Here is a 19,686-nt window from a genome sequence, read left to right as displayed (position 1 = left end):
TACCTTTACCAATATAATACATACAGATAAAGAATGCAATACTTTTTCGAAAATATTTTAGTATTTTTTAATTTGCTTCGAAACTTTTCAAACGATCTGTTCAGATTCATCGATTTTATTCGACTTTTTTCTGCCTATTCTCTAAATTTTAGATCAGAATAGACAAGACGATGATCGATATGATCGCCTAAATCGGAACTCAGCATTCCCTTTTCTAGTTCATCCCACGTTACATTCGGATCATTTACAAGTACATAATACACATAATCGGTAAAGATTGCATTTGGGCTGTCCGGCTTTCCTTCATATCTTAAAAGATATAGATACTCATGGGAGATAACTTGCCCCTCTTCTTCATTTACATCGAGAATATAGGAATCACCATCATATCGCAGCTCTTGAATATAGAGTATCGGATAATCATCCTTTATTTCCTCATAATACTCTGAAGCATATTTCGACTTATCACCCAGAGTATAGTAATATGCTATTCTTACGCTTGCAGGTTCCTTTTTTTCCGTCGTGGCGATAAAATCGTCCCATGTGCTTTGACCTGATGTAATATCGAGATCCTCGAAGACAACGCAGCCATCCTTTTTTGCATCTTCGAGGCTGTAATCCTTTGGCAGCTTGCGCAATTCTATTTGATTGCCTTTTGCACACCCAGAAACAGCAAACAGAATAAAAAGCATCATAGCAATCAGTAATGCGGCTCTTCCCACTGTCGTCTTTTTCATAAACATTCCCCTTTTATTTATCTTCAGTTTGAAACTTCATTCCGTTTTCTTTACAGATCTTTTTAATAGCCTTCTTGCCGGACAAGGCATTGAGAAATAATGCACCAGCTCCCGTCGTCCAAATTCCCGTAAAATAAAAATTCTTTAGTCCGGGAACCGTCATCCCCTTAGGACTCACCATGCTGCTGATAAAATCCGGTTCCTTGCTTGGTGCATTGTTAAAGCCATGGGTTCCGCCCATAAATCGCTCCCAGGTCAGCAGTGTGGATACATCCACCGCTTCTACCTGTTCCTTGATACCGGGAAATCTGGCTTCAAGCAGCCCAATCACCCGATCTGCTGTCTTTTTCTTTTCTGCATTGTAGTCTTCTTTGTTTGAAGAAAGTTCTTTCCAATAGGAATAAGTAGATCGAAACTCAACCTTGATCACACCTTTTCCCTCCGGCGCCATGGTCTTGTCGAAGCCATAAGCCTGCATCTCCAGTGAGTTAAAGATCTGATCTCCCAGAGTTACAGGTTCATCCAGAAGCAAAATCATGCTGGATGGCTCCTTTGTAAGATCACGGTTCACGCCAATGTAAACTGTAACTGCAAACTCGGACAGATCAGCAGGCTCGGCACAATACGAACGAAGCGTATCATCCATAAAGCTTCCGTCAAGCAGTTCCAGCAGTGTTTTCCGTCCGTCCGCGTTGGAAATGACGATATCTGCAAATTCCTCAGTGCCGTCAGCAAGTCTGATTCCAACAGCTCTGCCATGCTCTGTGATGATTTTCTCTACCTTTCTGCGCAGATGGATTTTTCCGCCCAGTCCCTCATATTGTTTCACAATTCCAGCTACAAAAGCATTGCTGGCACCAATAGGCCAAGCGATATCTCGCTTGTAGCCTGATGCATGACGCATCATATGCAGAAATACCGGCACTTCTGGATTGGAGTAGACCAGCAGAGGAAACGCTTTTTTTAAAAATGGATCACGAAAACGCTCGGCAAATTGTCCCATGCTGACTTTAAACCACTTCATGTTTCCAAGTACAGCGGGTAAATGAAGCAGAATTCCCAGATAATTTCCCATGATCAGATTTCCGGTCATATCGAATTTGGATGCTTTGCGAATCCCTTGAATATATTCGCTGATGACACCCTTGTCCTGAGGAGAAAGCTGGAGAAGATGTTTTTCCAATTCATCGGGATCGTAATAATCATAAAATACGGTTCCATCGGAAGATGCTACACTGACACATTCCTTTGTCCTGACAAAATTTGCCGACATTGCTCCGATCTCACGCCAGAACATATTCAGCTTTGATTTTGGTGCGCAACCCATAAGATGGTGGATGCAGGCATCAAAGGTATATTCACCGCGCTTCCACGAGGTGCATTGACCCCCGGGCCTATGATTCATCTCATAGATTCTCGTTTCAAATCCGTTTTTCTGTCCATAAATTCCCGCAGTCAAACCGCCCATCCCTGCGCCGATGATAATGATTGATTTTGGCAAAATAATCGCCTCCAATGTTATTTTTTCCGAACATACCCTCCTTTGGCAATATTGAATTCTTCCAACACTCCAAAGCCTGTATGTAAATTGTTGGGATCATTATAGCATGAATCTCAATGTATGTCAGGTTGCTTTGGAATTTTAATGCTGCTTTAGAATTATAAGTTCTGTCCATAATCAATAAAATGGCTTGTAAAAGAATTGTATCTATTATGAGAGGACCTTGATGTGCTGCGGTCCTGTAGAAAGGCGGTAAAACCAATGATGATATATCTTATCATCACGCTCAGAATTGTTTCTATAATGGCACTGTTTCTTTTCTTAATTTTAAAAACAGGCAGGCGCAAGCTCAGCGAGCTTCCTGTCTATGACTTCCTTTCCATCATCGTTATAGGAAGCGTCATTGGAGCCGATATTGCCGAACCGGATGTTCCCCATCTCCCCACCTTATTTGCAGTGGTCCTCATCATTGTACTTCAATACCTGGTGAGCTGTGTTCTTTTATATAATAAAAAAATCGCCCGGAAGATCACCTTCGGCCCAACCGTTGTGATTCAGAATGGTCAGTTCATCAAATCCAACATGAAACGACTGAAATATCCGGTGGAAAATGTCATGATGGCGCTCAGGGAAAAGGATATCTTTGATTTGAATGAGGTTGAATTTGCCATCATAGAAGGCAGCGGCAATATCAGCGTATTAAAAAAGCCAGAATTCCTGCCGGTAACGCCCTCAGACATGAAGCTGAAAGCGGAGCAGAAGAATCTGGCCGTACCGCTCATCATCGACGGCAAGCTCCAGGAGGGCAATCTCAAGCAGCTGAACCATGATAAAGCTTGGCTGGCAAAGCAGTTGGCACAATTTGACGTTCAAAATTACAGCGAGGTTTTCTTTGCAGACTGCACTCCCGAAGGGAAATTATTCGTATCGAAAATGACTGAAACTGATAATTTCAATGATAAATTCGATCTTTAATATTATTGGAAAGATAATACCAGGATTTCTCTTGAGAACTTCTTCAGCTAACTTTTCCAGTGCACTAAATCCCGCTGCCTATTCAGCTGTGTTTGGATGAGCTGATCGTAATCTTCTAAACTTCATTTTGATAACCCAATTTTGACTATTTAATAAACCTTGAAATTGCGATATTCAAATTTTCGATTGCTTTTTTGTCACCGGTTTCCACCGCATCTACAATACAATGGGAGATATGATCTGAGAGAATCACTTTTCCGGTGTTGTGAAGCGCTGCGATAACTGCTGACAGCTGGATCAGCACTTCACTGCAATCCTTGCCGTCCTCCACCATACGTTTTACCGCTTCCATGTGACCGATTGCTCTGGACAAACGGTTCAAAACCGCCTTGGTGTTATGATGGGTATGGGTATGGGTATGGGTGTGATATGTATTGGTATCGTTATGGGTGTGGGTGTAGTTATTGTCATTGTCACGTGTGTGGTCATGATCATTGCCATGTGTATGGACACGGGCATTGTTACAAATGTGGGTTTTAGCATGGTTTTTCGTTTGTATCCTCTTTTCAACCATTGATCTTCTCCTCTTTCAAATGTCGCGTATAAAAAAATACCATCAAGTATCATGGCCTTTATTTCTGGAAAGCCACGCACCTTCATGGTACTGTATCACTGGACCTATTATAAAACCATAGCCGAATTTCGACTATACTTGCTTTTTTATTTCGATTATAAATGTAATAATCGACAATATTTGTTTTTACATCGAATTATTATTGTTAGATCGTATGACCCTTCAAGCTGTCTTCATGACAACGTATATAAATCATTATAAAGCCTAATTCATAGTTTTGTCAAACAAAAAGGCATCCGGCCATTTTGAGCGGATGCCTCCATGTTTCTCAACTTCCGGCCTTACCGGTCATATGTTCGATTTCAATTTCTACGACGCAAAACTTACCCGCCTCTGCCTTCATATATGCTCCAGCTTCCTTCATAAATTCTCCTGAGTATTTCGAGACAATCGGCCGAATCCCCCGGGCGATATCAGCAGGTTCTGTCAAAACTCGTGCTTTCCCAAAAAGAACAACACTCCGATACAGTGTGTTGAATGCTTCAGGCAATATTTGATCCTGAGTGACAACACAGAACGATACCTTTGGATTCTTGCTGATCGATTCGATCTTATGACTGGTTTCTGCAGTACTGTGAAAATAGATCTTTCCATCTTGATAGGCAAAGCTCAACGGTACCGTGTAGGGATACCCTTCATCCCCTTGCACTGCAAGCACACCATTGGTAGCCCCATTCAGCATTTCTATTACTTCTTCTTCAGTAGTCTGATTCGATTCAAGCCTCATTTTTCGAAACATTATGAATCCTCCGCTTCATCTTATGAATAATCTTATTCAAATCATACAACGTTCCGAAACTAAGCTCAAGTTTTTATTTCAGTTCCGATTTGCATTTGGGGCATTTCGCGTTGATTTTGCCCTGCCCAGTAGGTACCCGCACCGAGGTGCCGCAATTTGAGCATTGTACGAGACGATGATCGATCAATTCCAGAACCTTGTTTCTGTCGAGCCCTAATACCGCATCCTCTCCAATTAGAAATACAGGAACGCCTGTGAATTTTCTTTTCGTCATTTCTGCACGAGCTTGCGGGTCTGCGTTAACATCCTTTTCTATGAAATGAATTTTGTTCTGAACGAGGAATTCTTTCGCCATCCTGCAGTAAGGACATGTACTTGTGGTTAGTAAAATAACATCTTTCATATTGATATACCCTCCTATGTTCTATTCATATTCGAAGCGTTCTGATTTATTGCAACGTTTGCTCAAACTGCTTTAGCAGGCCAATCTGCTCCGCCGTAAGGTTTTTCGGAATTTCCACTACAACTTTTACGTATAGGTCACCTGTTTTTTTATTTCTAGGAATTCGCAGTCCCTTCTCCTTCAGACGAAACACGGTATTCGGCTGCGTTCCTGCTGGCACGTTGTAGGATACCTTCTCTTTTAATGTCGGTACGATAATGCTTGTGCCAAGTGCCGCTTGAATGAACGTTATGGGAACATCAGTATAAAGATCGGCTCCCTTCCTGGTAAATCTGTTGTGAGGCTTTACGTGAACCTCTATGATAAGATCTCCATTGGGCCCACCATTGATACCAGGCTGCCCCTGACCTTTTAAAGAAATCTTTGAGCCATTGTCAACTCCCTCCGGGACAGTAACCGATATTGTTTTGCCATTGACTCGAAGCTGTTTTTTCGAACCGAAGGCTGCATCCTCAAAAGAGATAGTGATATTAGAATGCAGATCCGACCCCTTTCTAGGTGCATTGGATCGCTGGGAGCTTCCGAAGGCACCTCCTCCAAACATACCGCCGAGCAAATCCTCAAATTCACTGCCAGAGAAGTTCTTAAACATGTCAAAATCTGCTCCGTTAAAATTACCATAGCTCTGATATTGATAGCCGCCTTGACCTTGCTGAAACCCTTGGTGGCTTTGACCTTGTCCGCTGAACCCTGCATTTGGGTCTACACCCGCAAATCCAAAGCGATCATATTTGTCCTTTTTATCCGGATCGGCCAGTATCCCGTATGCTTCATTCACCTCTTTAAACTTTTCTTCCGATAGTTTATCACCTGGATTTTTATCAGGATGATACTGCATGGCTTTTTTCCGAAATGCTTTTTTTATTTCATCCTCGGAAGCACCTTTTTTCAAGCCAAGCACCTCATAATAATCTCGTTTTTCCGCCATTGCAATCCCCCCTTCAAATTCTTTGGCTTACTTGCTGCAGATCATAGCAGTATCAAGTATTATTATATTCAAAATTCCTCATTTTAGCACTCTATTCATCAGAGTGCTAAGCGAAGCTTAAAATATAACGAGGCGTCACAAACTCTTCTGCCTCGTTAGACACTTTCAGTGTATTCTAATACATATTTACCACAAATCATTCTTAATAAACATGATTATAATGGAAAAATCATCTAATGATTGAACGCTCCAGATCACTATATTTATCGTTTAAAACAATAATATCAATTCTTCTGTTTTTCTGCCGACCCACTTCTGTTGAGTTATCAGCAATCGGTCTGTATTCCCCGTATCCCACCGCAATAAGCTTCTCTGGATCGACTCCAGATCTACCGTAAAACAATCGAACCACACTTGTGGCTCTTGCTACGGACAAGTCCCAATTGGATGGATACATTTCCGAATTCATCGGGACGTTGTCGGTATGACCTTCAACGCGAATATAATTGTCGATATTCCCCATCAAATCTGAAATTCCGATCAATGTTGTTTCATATTCTTTTTTGATTTCCGCACTGCCCGGCTCAAAGAACATCGCATTGTTCAGACTGATTACCAAGCCACGTTTATCAATACTGGTGGACACAGAGCCAGTCATATGTTCTTGCGTCATCTTTTCGTCAAGTTCAGTCTTCAACTCTTCCATCTGCTCTTCTTCCGTTACAGGCTGTGGGGGAGCGGCTTGCTGCTCTCCCTCCTGTGTACTGTCGCTGCCCTTCATCGACTGCACATAGTTTTGGTCCATCATCGTCTCACTGAATCGCTCAGACATATCCTGAGCCTTTTGTGCGTCAATCTGACTGACAGCAAAAAGAACAATGAAAACTGCCAATAATAGCGTCATTAAATCGGAATACGGAAGCAGCCAGGCTTCCCCTGCTTCCTCTTCGTGTTGTGTGTGCTTCTTTTTTCTAGACATATCTATGTACTCCCTATTCCTTCTTCAATTGTTCAAGAATTTTTGCCTGTCTCGATGCAGGCAGAACCGCAAGGAGTTTTTCTTTCAGCATGAAGGGAGCATCTCCTCTTTGAATCGACAGCAAACCTTCCACAACCATGCCTTTCAGCATAACCTCGTTTTGGCTCTTTACTTTTAGCTTTTTGGCAAAGGGATTCCACAATACATAACCGGTAAAAATACCAAGGATCGTTGCGACAAATGCTGCTGCAATTGCTTCGGCCATAGCTTCGGTATCATCAATATGAGACATCGCCGCGATTAAGCCAAACACTGCACCCAAGACACCAAGAGTCGGTGCATACATACCAGCCGATGCGAAAATGCTGGCATTGGTCTCGTGTCTCTTTTCCATGGCTGTAATTTCGGCTTCAAGGATATCCGTAATCGTATCAGCTTCTGAGCCATCAACAACCATTCGAATCCCCTTCTGAATGAATGGGTCTGATATCTCTTCAATTTTACTCTCCAGCGCAAGCAAGCCCCCAGTCTTACTGATGCTTGAAAGATTGATCATCATTTCGATAATTTCTAATTCTGTAATCAATTTTTGTTTCGTGAACAAAATTTTGAATAATTTCCCAAGGCTCTTCAGATTTTCGCCTGGAAATGAATTGAGAACACTAGCGGCTGTACCTACGAAGATAACAAATATCGCTGCGGGATTCACTAAAACCGCAAAACTGATATGTTTAAAAATCATTGCTCCTACTACAGCAACAATACCCGCAACAACACCTATTAAAGTAGTAAGTTCCATACATCCTCCTGTAATCGACAAGTTCTTACTAAAATCACCAAATTTCCCTATCTATACGTCATTTATGGTATCATTTTTTTTGCATCTTTACAATTGGTATTTTAAATATAGAATCAAGTTTTTTGGATTTATCTTCCTAAATGCGCAATTTTCGATCGATAACAGTTTTTTGGCATGAAAAATGAATGGAATAACTTTTAACTAAATAAAAAAACTAATTTGCTTCTACTGGGAAGACTGCTGATTCTCTGGATGAATTCCGAAACACAGTCGGTGACATTTTCTTTTTCGCGGTAAACTGCTTGATAAAATACGTATCATATTCAAATCCCGTTGACCGCGCAATCTCATTCAGGCTCATATCGGTGTGGGTCAGCAGGCTTGAAGCTACTTTTAGTCGATGATTCAGAAGATATGTCATCGCTGTGCAGCCACATCTTTGATGAAACAATTGATTCAATGAAACTCGGTTTAGATGCGCGCAGCTTGTCAGGTCTGCAAGGCTGATCTTATTTGCATAATAGGTATGGATATATTCCAAAACAAGATCCACCGGAGACTGTTCGGCCTGACGGTTCAGATCTTCCAGCATACCTAAGATCTGGATCAGATATTTCTTGATCCTGCATGCCCAAAGCCCATCACTCTGTGCATAGACCTCTGTTCCCAGTACAAAAAACCATTCAAATAATTGCGGGTATGCTCGTTCCGGTACCCTCGGCAGGCCTGTCTGTAAAGAATCTTTTGAAAAAAGCGACAAGCCGGTTTGGATTTTTAAATTTGTGGAAGCATAATCTTGTGATTCAGAAATGGGAATAGAACTTAAAAAATCGGAATCGAAGCAAAAGGTCTGGGCTGATACGTTTTTATTTTCAAAGATACAAAACTCATCCTTGTCAGTAAGGCAAAGCACACCCGGCGCAGATACATGGAAAGGATGATCGTTTCGTAATCCGCTGATGCTGCCATCGGTGAGAAACACAAGTGAAAAACGCCCTGGATATGGCATCTTGCTAAAATCCTCACGGACATGAAATTCGATGTTAACGTTTCTATTTTTATATCGGTCATATTGCGGCATAGGGTTCTCCTGACAGATAGTATAGTGAAATCCTTCACATATGACATTGTACCACAAAACTCTAAACGATATAATACGATTGAATTACGCAAACGAAGTATTCTAAGCCAACCAGAAAGGTAGAAAAAGGTGATCATTATGAAAAATATAGCAATCAATGGTTTTGGACGAATTGGCAGACTGGCGTTCCGGCAGCTTTTTGAGGCCGAGGGCTATCATGTTGCTGCAATCAACGATTTAACCAGTCCGAAGATGCTGGCGCATCTGCTGAAATATGACACATCACAAGGACGTTATGGAGAGCAGATTGATTCCACTGAAAACAGCCTCATAGTAAATGGTGTCAGTATTCCGATCTATGCGGAGAAAGATCCTTCCAAGCTCCCCTGGAAGGATCTGAATATCGACGTAGTGTTGGAATGCACCGGGTTCTTCGCTTCTAAAAAAGCTGCGTCTGCACACCTTGAAGCTGGAGCTAAGAAGGTGCTGATTTCCACTGCAGCCGGTAAGGATGTTCCTACCATCGTTTACGGTATTAACGAAAGCACATTGACAAAGGAAGATACCATTGTTTCCGCCGCTTCCTGCACTACAAATTGCCTGGCTTTTATGGTATATCATCTCAATGAACTGGCACCGATCCAAAAAGGCTTTATGACAACCATTCACGCTTATACAAACGATCAGAATACACTTGACGGCCCTCATGCAAAAGGTGATTTGCGCAGAGCACGTTCCGCTGCCGGAAATATCATTCCAACTTCTACGGGAGCCGCAAAGGCTATCGGGCTGGTCATTCCCGCACTGGAAGGCAAACTTGATGGCACATCCCAAAGAGTCCCGGTCATGGCAGGCTCTCTCACGGAACTGACTGCTGTGGTCAGCGGTTCTGTAACAGTAGATCAGGTGAATCAAAAAATGGAGCAGTCAAAATCGGAAGAATACGGATATACAGAGGATGAAATCGTATCCTCAGATATCATCGGTATGACCTTTGGCAGCCTGTTTGATGCCACCCAAACAAAGACGACTGAATTAGGCAGCGATACGCTGGTTAAAATCGCAGCCTGGTATGACAATGAAAATTCATTTACCAGTCAAATGATTCGTACCGTAAAGCATCTGGCAAATCTATAGGCTTGTGTAAAAATCTTGACGGTTCCAAGTCGAATGGCGACCCGCTGCAAATCGAATCTCCGAGGACGCAAAAGTTAGCAAAATGAGCTGCGCACCAATGATAAGCTTTTAATCGATGATCATTGGTGCGCAGCTCAGAATACCTGCTCTTTTTTACATTTGCGAGATCAGATTTACGAATTCTATGTGAAGCTCTTTTTCAAGAACCACACGATGTTTTTTTAAGACTTCGTTCAGTGCCTTTAATGCGAGATACAACGTCTCTTCCCTGCAATTCTCTCCCATATGTCCGATACGGAATACTTTATCTGCCAGATAATCAAAAGCACCTGCAATCATGATATTGTGATTCGTCAGCATCGCGTTAAATAATTCCTGAAAACGGATGCCATCGGGCACTAAAACGGTAGTCACCGTATTAGAAAATCCGTCCTGCGCATATAATTCCAGTCCTGCATCGACAAGACTGGTTCTGACCGCTTCAGCATATTTCTTATGGCGCGTAATACTGTCCCCTTCAGTGAGTATCCGATCCACTGCCGCTCTTAATCCATACAAATCACTGACGGGCTGGGTATATGGAAACCACTTTTTCTCATACCAGCTGCTCCAAAGACTTAGGTTGCAATAAAACCCTGCCACAGGCTGCTTTCGGCTCTGTATCATTTTCCAAGCGTCTCCGCTGATGCTGACGATGGAAAGGCCAGGTGGAGCCGACAGGCATTTCTGAGAACCTGCCAGTACGAGATCCATCTGCCATTCATCCGTTCGCAATTCTTCGCCGCCTACTGCCGACACGGAGTCCACAACGGTTAGAATTCCGTATTTTTTCAGCAGCGGGCAGATGTGATTCACCGGATTTGTAATCCCCGAAGGGGTTTCACAATGAACAAGAAGAGCCAACTTAAAATCATGGCGATCAGCCAAAAATTGCTCCAGCTCTTCCACTGAGATTGCTTTCCTGTAGTCACTTTTAAAGTATGTCACCTCTGCGCCATAAAGTTCTGCAAATTCTCCGAAGCCTTTTCCGAAGATTCCGTTATCCAGGCACAGCACTTGATCGCCCGGTTCAATCAGAGATGCACAGGCAGCCTCCAGTCCTAGGATTCCTTCTCCATTCAGGATCAGAATATCATTGCTGGTCAGAAATAATTGCTTCAATCGGTCACTGGTTTCCTTATAGAACTCATAGAATTCCATGTCCAGATCCGGATTTGTAATTTTTTTTGACATTGCCCTGCGTACATCCTCATGTACAGAAGTAGGTCCGGGTGTCATGATCAATGGTGTTTTCATTTTATTTCTCCATTCTCCATATCGGTGCTGTTTTGGAGCACCGGCAAGATTAAGGGTTTTGCAAAACATTCCTTTGATCAATATTCTAGCGGATATGTGTAGTCATTTAAATATGCAATTATTAATATTTTTACAATGACAGTTCGCCGAAAAGATTAAGCCAGGAATCATATCCGAGTCTAGCGCTTAGACTTATAATGCCTGCCAAGAGCATCGGCAGCAATCATCGAATCGTATACCATCTGTGGGGTAACAGCAAAAGGCATATTGCCCATGGTATCATTTGGCCCGCAGGCCAGTTCGGCAGCCTGCATCAGTTCATTGGGCTTTATCTCTGTTATACCTAGGTCTGCCAGCGTTGTAGGCAATCCTGTATCAAGACAGAAGTTCATGACTTCCTCAAGCTCCTTCAGATCTGAATTTTCAAGAACCAATTGGGTTAACGTTCCGAATGCAACTTTTTCACCATGATAGTAATGGTGGGTTTCCGGAATTGCAGTCAGGCCGTTGTGAATCGCATGAGCCGCTGCTATACCACAGCTTTCAAATCCGATTCCGGAGAGATAGGTATTTGCTTCTACAATATGTTCGAGGGCTTTTGTACATACACCTTCCCTCACAGAAACCAACGCTTTTACGCCATCGGAAATCAATGTGTCATAGCAAAGCTTTGCAATGGCCATTGAGGTAACAGTGTACTGACCTCCGATAAAGTTGCCGCTGTCTGACTGCTTGCATGCGCGTGCTTCAAAATAGGTCGCCAGTGCATCTCCCATACCAGAAACAAGTAGACGTGCCGGTGCTTTGCTGATAATATCGGTATCTACAAGAACCATGTTGGGATTTCTGGGAAGAAAAAGATATTCTTCGAATACACCTTCGTCGCTGTATATTACAGACAGCGCGCTGCATGGTGCATCTGTGCCGGCAATGGTTGGAACGATTACCACTGGGGCACCCGCATAAAAAGCTACTGCTTTTGCCGTATCATGAATCTTTCCTCCGCCGATTCCTACGATAACATCACAAGCTGATTCCTTGTACGCTTTGATCAGTCGGTCGATTTCATTGCGGGAACATTCCCCGCGGAACGTTGCGTAAGTCAATTTCGTATCAAATTCCACTGCACCCTTGGATATGGGCTTTTCTACGCGGCCTTTGCCTGATTCGCTCACTAAAATGAAGGGAGTCTTTCCCATGCTCTGAATATGCTTGCAAAGCTCTCCGAGAACCCCCCTGCCCTGTACATAACGTTCGGGACTTCCAATAATATTTGCCATAAGAAACCTCCTATTAATTTGATAATTTATTATCAATCTCTCGATTGCATTATATGCCCCTGTTTCTGACAAGTCAAGAAAATGCCATGGAAAAATCCATGGCATTTTGGGAATTTTGCTTATTCACTTAAAATCAGGGCTGAAGCTTTCTTCTTCTTAAAGCTGCCCATAAGAGCAGTCCGAATCCTGAAAGAAGCATCAATGTGACCAAGGAATTCAAGGTTATATAGCTGCCGCCTGTCTTCGGCGTCTCGTCCAGCTCTGTAAATCCTCCGGGCACATCTTCGTCTATAATCCACCCTGCTGGAATATCCTCCGGATCAATCTGAGAGATTTCATCTCGTTCAATTTTATAGTTTTTGAATGGTACTGAAAGATCAAGCCTGTTCGCACGGTCTTCCAACTGGAAGGTATAGACTCGAGCACTGGCTTTGTATCCATTTGGAGCAGCCTTTTCTCTTAAGGAATACCTCACACCCGTGTCTAGTCCATCAAAGAAGATAACTCCGTCCGAACCAGTCACGGCAGTTCTGATCAGCCTTCCGCCTTCAAACAATTCAAAGATCGCACCGGATAACGTCTTTGACGAATCATCACCATCTACTTTTACAATGGTAATGCTTCCTTGAATTGCTTCAGGAGTGACGACACCGCCCGGCGTGGTTACACCACCCGGTGTGGTAATTCCGCCCGGCGTAGTTTCCTCTTTCGGAGGATTTCCGCCGCCTCCGCCGCCCCTATTTTTTGTATTGGTAAATACTGCTGCATGGGTCTTGCTTGTATCGATGACCCCTGCACTTCCTGTGGATACAGTAGCGTACCCATCTGGGGAATAATCCGCTTCTGTTACTGTGTATCCAGTTCCCTCAAGCAGATCTGCTACGGTTATGCTCTCACCGTTTGACAGTTCAAAGGTCAGATTGCCTTTCATGCTCCCGCTGGGTCCGCCGTTGGCTCCAGTATAGGCGTATGTATTGACCGCATCGCTCAAGGTTAGCGTAAACTCAAACTTTTTTTCTTTATCAGCAGCATTGCCAGCAACGATTTTGCTGATTGTCAGGCTGCCGGGTTTATTTTTTGAATTGGTAAACGCTACGGTATGAGTCTTATTTGTGTCGATGTTCCCCGTGCTTCCCGTATGGACAGTAGTATATCCATCTGCGGTGTAATCCGCTTCTGTTACTGTGTATCCGGTTCCCTCAAGCAAGTCTGCTATCGTTATGCTCTCACCGTTTGACAATTCGAAAGTCATGCTGCCCTTCATACTCCCGCTGGGTCCGCCGTTGGCTCCTGTATAGGCATAGGTATTGACCGCATCGGTCAAGGTCACCGTGAATGTAAACTTTTTGCCGGTTTCATCTGCATCGCCGGTAACGGTTTTGCTGATTGTCAGACTGCCGGGCTTGTTCTTTGTGTTGGTAAATACAACATTCTTAATAACATCCGCCTCAATGGAACCAGTACGCTCTGTATCAACAGTAGTATATCCATCAGCGGAGTAATCACTTTCAGTTACAGAATACCTGAGATCTTTTGGCAGACCGTAGATGGTGATTGTCTCATTGTGCTTCAGGAAGAACGAGTCCCCGTTTTTTATGGTTCCTGCCAGCACACCATTATCATCCATGTATTGATAGCTTCCATTGTTCGGTGAATTGTCAGCATTGTAAAGTTCTACAGTAAACGCAAAGCTTTTGTTTTCATTGGCATCACCAGCCACTGTCTTACGGATGGCCAGGGTACCAACGGTGTTGCTTACAAAATTTTTTACATTTAATAAATTTGACTCGGAACCGGTCTTGCCGTCTATGGATGTGGTAACGAGAGCTCCTTCGGTCTTTACCGTAACCGTATGAATCAAGCCTTCCAGTGAATACCCGCTTGGTGATCCAGTCTCTTTTAGAAGATAAGTTCCATCTGGAATAACCTTGAGCAGTATTTTTCCGTCGGCCCCACTGATTCCTTTTCGAATTGGGGTTACTCCATCCAAAGCGTAAAGTGTAAACTCAGCACCGGATAGAGGCGTTTCCGATCCATCGGTCTTGAAAATGCTAAGCCAGCCATTCCTCGCAAGAGTAGCATAGCCATCCTGCTCTGAGATACTGAATGCTCCAGAATGATCCTCCACCTCACCGCTGGCGCCGATCAGGTATACATGATTCCAAACGCTTCCTACCGCACCGGTAACGTCAGTCAGATAAGTGATACGATAGCCTTTGCTGTTATCCGGTATGTGAAAAGTAAGCCTGCGTTCAGCATTGTCATAGGAAAGATTGCCGCCTGAGCCCAGAGTCAGAGGTACAGCAGCTCCCGGCACATAGGTTCCATTACTCTGAAGAACCAATTCCTGCATCGTGATATTACCGCTGATTACCAGATTGCCTGAGGCATCTACTCTCAATTCCAGACCGGAAGGCAGAACATCCTCTATCCTTCTTTCTCCTTCATACGACAGATCGTAAGGCTTATATTCAACGGTCCACTTGGCTACGCCTGTGGCGGCAAGTGCGCTTGTTTTATCAAGTACTCTACTTGTGATGGAAACAGACCGCGTTACGGATACACCAGGCTGCCATTTAACAGCTTTCATGGTCAGATTATTTGTGACTGTAGTTCCCTTATTCCCGTCAAAATAATCTTGCAGCATCTCATCACTGGGTTTTGCTTTAACCAATATTACATAAGGTTTGTTCAACTCCTGGAAAGTAAATACAGCTGTTTGAGGATCTTGTGTTCTATTAAAAGCTGCTGCCAATCCACTTACGGTTTCCAGAGGCGAGCCTGTCGCTTGCAAGGTACCGCTGGTATTCGGAACTCCTTCGAAAATGAGAAAATCTTTTCCGGGAGCAATCTCCTCAAATTCCCAGCCTCCGGGCAGCGTATCAGTTACCGTGAATGCTCCAAGAGTCGATCCGTCGGATTTCAGGCTGTTGACCAAATCCAGTCCATTGGCATTGACACTGAGGCGGAAAATGACTGATTTATCTATGTAATTGAAACCGCTTCCTGCATCTGTTGTCGTGTTGTTGACACCTGCAACTGGGTTGACCGCATTTCGATGGACCATCTCTTTTGCAAGGACTCTGCTATTATATAAGGGATCTGCCGTAGCCTCAGCAAGCTTTGCTTCCCCGTTGAACAGAACCGCCGTATTGATTACGCGTTTCACGTTTGTATTTCCGGCAAAGATTCCAGGATTTAATACCATCGTATCAAATGAAAATTCATTCACCTGCGTATTGGATAAATCTGAAAACTCCAACAGCTCAGCTACCGGCTTAGTATCCTGCATGATCGTGTACACATGGGGCGCAGATATATCCGATGGACCTTTGTTCAGGAAATTGCCGTTGTATTTCTGATCGTAGCGAATGTTATTACTATTTTTGAAATAGTTTATGACGCCGGGAGAAATTCCCTCTGGCCACACAACCGTATCAGGATCAAAGCCACTGTCTTTGTCTCCATAAACCAATAGGTCGTAAACCTTCAGGTTATTCAGCGCTCCCTGTCCTCTAGCATCCACCTTAACCGTCCAATTAACGGTTCGATCCTTTGCATTGATCGTTCCTGTCTTAGAGATGGCATTGTAACCAATGGAAACACTTACAACTCCGGTTTTCAAACCGCCGTTATTTCCAGTACCGGGTGCTCCATCCCATGTAATGCTTGCTTGATTGTTATAACTTGTAGTTGTAGTCGTACTGCTTTCGTCCGGGACACCGACTTTGATGACCAGCCTGCCTTTGTATTGGATATCTCCAATAATGTACCTTCCTCCAGCGGGTGCTGAGTTGAAGGTAAGCCCCGTCTCCTCCCACACATCTGGCGAGGTTTCTTTCTCCCAGACTGCGGAGATGAAGTTTAAGTTCTCTGATAAAATATCAGTGATTTCTACGTTTTTCAGGTTTGCTCTTTCGTGGTTTGCGGTAATCGTCCAGGTGATGGAACGGCCTGTTGGATTGTACGGATCAGTACTAGACGATTGACTGGCAACGCCAGTTTTCTCAATCCATTTGGGGGGAGTAAAGTTGACCGTAACCGAGCCGTCCTTTTTCAGCGTATCGGTGATGTCCTTAAGCTCAGCTTTGTTCGTTATAGACTGCTGTCCGCTGCCATAGTACTTACCCACGGGAATGTCTGTCGTAAAGGTTATCGTTTTCGGGCTCACAGAGCCTTCTGGAAAACGATAGGACAAAACATTGTCCGTATAATCAGGAGGAGAGTCGGGGGCGCTGCCGTCAACTTGAAACGAATCCGCAACATAACCGCCAACTTGACTTAAATGATCAACAAATTTGTAATCTTTCAGGTCAATTGGATTTCCAGCCTTCTCTGCTCCCACCGTCACGCTCCATGTAATCTGTCTGTCAGACAGGTTAGCGATTCCCGATTTCATGACGGTATATTCAACGGGGGCCTCAGGAACATGGACGACAAAATTTCTCTCTAAAATTTCTACCGTCACATCATCTTCTTCGCCATCATGATCCGTTTTATCATATCGCAAAGTTGCGGTGAAAAAGCAAGCAACAGAATTAAGACTGGGATCACTTCCGTCAAAAACGCTTTCCTGACCGTCAAAAATCACATTGGCAATGACCTTGGGTGTAGCGCCTACAGTCTCTGTCGTGAGGGTTAAGGTACCTACTTTTGTTCCGTCAGCTGCTTTCAAAACGATTGGACCTGCGCCGGACATAAGCTCAAATTGCTTGCTTACTTCAAAGCTCGCAGTATCATTTCGCACAACATAGGTTCCATTTTCAAGCGGATCACTCATGATTGGAACTCGAAAAGAAATCCCAACAACGAGATCCTGATCGCTGTCTATTTTTAGGTTCTCGTCTTCCAGATCAAGATTATGGCCTCCCTGAGCCAGCGTTACCGACTTATCCTGAAGATAACCGCTGACATCTTTGGGGATTTCATCCCCATATACAGGGGTAACCAATGAAAATAACAGCATTAACACCAGTGTGAATGCAATTGGTGCGGGACTTCTCTTTTTTGGCTTCATCTTTCATTCTCCTTTGAATAAATAATTTATACAAAGTAAAATAGCATGATGACAGTCAAGCCGGTTGCACTACTTGCTCATTTTATACTAAGTGCCCAGGTACAGTATAAAATTCTTCGCATTCTCGATCCTTCTGCTACAGTACTTACCAATTAATACCCGATTCAGTGATTCATAATCAGGTAAATTAAGGGGATCCTTATCCCCATATCGCATTGGCGTCAGTCGCACTTCGATTCAAACGGGAGAAATCCGTTCTTACGAAGGAGCTTGTAGCCAGAAACAGAAAGATAAGGCCGATAACCATGATAATTACAAACGATAAAAACGGCGTTACGATAAAGCCGCCGATATCGATGGCCAGCCCTTCTCTTACCAACTGCGCAGACGGCAGATCTGTCTTTTCCAGTACGACCATCCGAAAGAAAGCTGTGGCATAGGTCATGGGATTAAAATATGCCACAAAACGCAGAGATTCGGGCAGCATATCCAGCGGAATATACGCCCCTGAAAGGAAGGTCAAAGGCATGGTTATGGCTGTTTTGACAATCTGAAAGGTCTGCCCGTTTCGAACCTTTGTGGCCATGAAAAGACCAACTCCGGAAAAAACAAGCCCCACACTGATCATTGCACAGAGGACGAACAGAGGTGTAAGCCATGTAGTAAATTGAATCCCGATAAAAAGTCCGATCACCAGCACCAAAATACCCTGTACCGTTGAGACTGTCGCTGCCGAAAGAAGTTGGCCAAAGGCTACGGAAATTCTCTTTGCAGGAGAGACAAGAACCTCTTTCATAAATCCGCTCACCATGTCATCAACTGTGGAAGAAGCTAAATTCAATGAGCTTTCAAAAACCGTTGTAATAATCACTCCCGAAAGCATATATGCAATCGGGTTATCGATAAAGTCCGTTCTGAAAATTGCACCAAATACATAGACGAAGAATAGCGGAAAGATCAGGGAAAAAACCAAACCGGTTCTATTTCTGACAAAGGCTTTGAGCCCACGCTTCCATAATGCAAAAACTGTATTCATGCTATGCCTCCTCTCTAATCTTTTTCCCTGTTATTTCAAGGAACACGTCATTAAAGGTACCTTTTTTGATCTCAATATTGGTGATATGCTCCTTATGGATGCTTAGGACTTGCAGCAGGCAGTCAATCTTTTCCGCCTCGACTTTATAGTAGCCGTCCTTTTTCTCATAGTTTAGATCATGGCGCACCAGCTGTTCCTCTAGCTCCGAGGAATTTTTCGTCGTAATATAAGCGGTGTCCTTGGTATAGGTCTTTTTGAGTGCGTAAGGTGTATCATGGGCTACGATGACTCCATTATCAATGATTGCGATTTTATTGCAGATTTCCGCCTCTTCCATGTAATGCGTAGTTAGGAATATTGTAATATTTCGTTCCTTCTGAAGCTTAAGGATATATTCCCAGATGTGCGCACGGGTCTGCGGATCCAATCCCGTTGTTGGCTCGTCCAAAAACAGTACCTTGGGGTAATGAATCAGCCCCCGGGCAATTTCCACCCGACGTTTCATTCCTCCGGACAACGCCGCAACTGGCTTTTTACGCTCGTCTAGAAGATCAACCAGTTTCAAAACAAATTGAATCCGTTCTTCCACTTCCCTTCTCGGTATATCATAGAAAACACAATGCATTTTGAGATTTTCTTCGATGGTCATCTTTGCATCCAATGTGGAATCTTGAAATACCACGCCGATGGATGATCTGACTTCGCTTTTTTGTGTTGTAACATCATACCCATTAATGGAAAGAGAGCCTGTCGTCTTTTCAAATATGGTGCACAGGGTATTTATGGTTGTACTTTTTCCTGCGCCATTGGGACCCAGAAACGCAAAAATCGTTCCCTCCTCCACGTTAAAGGAAATATCATTTACGGCCATGAAATCGCCATATTTTTTTGTAAAGTTTTTAACTTCGATGATTGAATTCATCCTAAAATCTCTCCTTTTCCGGCAGCTTCAGTACTAATTTCCTCTGCTGATACGTAATATTGATAATACCACATTTATTTATGATTATTCAAGAAAATCCTTTCTTGCATAATCGGTACTCTTTCATTGCAGTACCCTTGACAATTTCACCGGGGATATGTT

Annotated in this window: 16 protein-coding genes and 1 riboswitch; of the genes, 2 read left to right on the top strand and 14 right to left on the bottom strand. The window is 43.5% G+C overall.

All coding sequences use genetic code 11. The features are described from left to right. Positions 1–134: 134 nt before the first annotated feature. On the bottom strand, positions 135–737 hold the full coding sequence (locus FRZ06_04595) for a hypothetical protein (GenBank protein QOX62676.1): 603 nt from the start codon (positions 735–737) through the stop codon (positions 135–137). 13 nt (positions 738–750) lie between these two features. Continuing rightward, positions 751–2,238, bottom strand: a complete 1,488-nt coding sequence (locus FRZ06_04590; protein QOX62675.1) for an NAD(P)/FAD-dependent oxidoreductase — start codon at positions 2,236–2,238, stop codon at positions 751–753. A 264-nt stretch (positions 2,239–2,502) separates the two neighbouring features. Here FRZ06_04590 and FRZ06_04585 point away from each other — a divergent pair, with 264 nt between their 5' ends. Next, complete coding sequence (locus tag FRZ06_04585) at positions 2,503–3,213, top strand: DUF421 domain-containing protein (GenBank protein ID QOX65826.1); 711 nt, start codon at positions 2,503–2,505, stop codon at positions 3,211–3,213. 145 nt (positions 3,214–3,358) lie between these two features. On the opposite strand, the gene FRZ06_04580 is transcribed toward FRZ06_04585, so the two are convergent. The 7 genes from FRZ06_04580 to FRZ06_04550 all read right to left on the bottom strand — a co-directional run bounded on the left by FRZ06_04580 (position 3,359) and on the right by FRZ06_04550 (position 8,836). Further along, a complete protein-coding gene (locus FRZ06_04580) occupies positions 3,359–3,787 on the bottom strand; it encodes a metal-sensing transcriptional repressor (protein ID QOX62674.1) in 429 nt (142 codons plus the stop codon). 328 nt (positions 3,788–4,115) lie between these two features. Continuing rightward, positions 4,116–4,586 (bottom strand): pyridoxamine 5'-phosphate oxidase family protein, encoded by a 471-nt coding sequence (locus tag FRZ06_04575; protein ID QOX62673.1) that lies wholly within the window; start codon positions 4,584–4,586, stop codon positions 4,116–4,118. A gap of 73 nt (positions 4,587–4,659) precedes the next feature. Further along, positions 4,660–4,989, bottom strand: coding sequence for a glutaredoxin family protein (locus FRZ06_04570; protein QOX62672.1), 330 nt, complete (start codon positions 4,987–4,989; stop codon positions 4,660–4,662). Between the two features lie 46 nt (positions 4,990–5,035). After that, a complete protein-coding gene (locus FRZ06_04565) occupies positions 5,036–5,977 on the bottom strand; it encodes a hypothetical protein (GenBank protein QOX62671.1) in 942 nt (313 codons plus the stop codon). Between the two features lie 229 nt (positions 5,978–6,206). Continuing rightward, on the bottom strand, positions 6,207–6,956 hold the full coding sequence (locus FRZ06_04560) for an OmpA family protein (GenBank protein QOX62670.1): 750 nt from the start codon (positions 6,954–6,956) through the stop codon (positions 6,207–6,209). Positions 6,957–6,969: 13 nt separating this feature from the next. Next, a complete protein-coding gene (gene motA / locus FRZ06_04555; GenBank protein QOX62669.1) occupies positions 6,970–7,755 on the bottom strand; it encodes a flagellar motor stator protein MotA in 786 nt (261 codons plus the stop codon). Between the two features lie 214 nt (positions 7,756–7,969). Next, complete coding sequence (locus FRZ06_04550) at positions 7,970–8,836, bottom strand: helix-turn-helix transcriptional regulator (protein ID QOX62668.1); 867 nt, start codon at positions 8,834–8,836, stop codon at positions 7,970–7,972. Positions 8,837–8,971: 135 nt separating this feature from the next. On the opposite strand from FRZ06_04550, the gene gap reads away from it, so the two are divergent. Then, on the top strand, positions 8,972–9,973 hold the full coding sequence (gene gap, locus FRZ06_04545) for a type I glyceraldehyde-3-phosphate dehydrogenase (GenBank protein ID QOX65825.1): 1,002 nt from the start codon (positions 8,972–8,974) through the stop codon (positions 9,971–9,973). 153 nt (positions 9,974–10,126) lie between these two features. Here gap and FRZ06_04540 read toward each other — a convergent pair whose 3' ends face one another. The 5 genes from FRZ06_04540 to FRZ06_04520 all read right to left on the bottom strand — a co-directional run bounded on the left by FRZ06_04540 (position 10,127) and on the right by FRZ06_04520 (position 19,524). Beyond that, entirely contained in the window at positions 10,127–11,269 is a 1,143-nt protein-coding gene (locus FRZ06_04540) for an alanine--glyoxylate aminotransferase family protein (GenBank protein ID QOX62667.1), read from the bottom strand. Between the two features lie 179 nt (positions 11,270–11,448). Continuing rightward, complete coding sequence (locus FRZ06_04535; GenBank protein ID QOX62666.1) at positions 11,449–12,549, bottom strand: glycerol dehydrogenase; 1,101 nt, start codon at positions 12,547–12,549, stop codon at positions 11,449–11,451. Between the two features lie 133 nt (positions 12,550–12,682). Further along, complete coding sequence (locus tag FRZ06_04530; GenBank protein QOX62665.1) at positions 12,683–17,566, bottom strand: hypothetical protein; 4,884 nt, start codon at positions 17,564–17,566, stop codon at positions 12,683–12,685. Between the two features lie 50 nt (positions 17,567–17,616). Beyond that, positions 17,617–17,699, bottom strand: a riboswitch (cyclic di-GMP riboswitch). A gap of 66 nt (positions 17,700–17,765) precedes the next feature. Continuing rightward, the gene (locus FRZ06_04525; protein ID QOX62664.1) at positions 17,766–18,602 is read right to left on the bottom strand and encodes a transporter; all 837 of its coding nucleotides are present in this window, start codon (positions 18,600–18,602) and stop codon (positions 17,766–17,768) included. Position 18,603: 1 nt separating this feature from the next. Beyond that, positions 18,604–19,524 (bottom strand): ATP-binding cassette domain-containing protein, encoded by a 921-nt coding sequence (locus FRZ06_04520; GenBank protein QOX62663.1) that lies wholly within the window; start codon positions 19,522–19,524, stop codon positions 18,604–18,606. Between the last annotated feature and the right edge of the window lie 162 nt (positions 19,525–19,686).

The sequence above is a fragment of the Clostridiales bacterium genome (assembly GCA_015243575.1).
Classification (GTDB): domain Bacteria; phylum Bacillota; class Clostridia; order Peptostreptococcales; family Anaerovoracaceae; genus Anoxybacterium; species Anoxybacterium hadale.
Note: the sequence above shows the minus strand (reverse complement) of the source record. Positions and strands in the feature narration are given on the sequence as shown.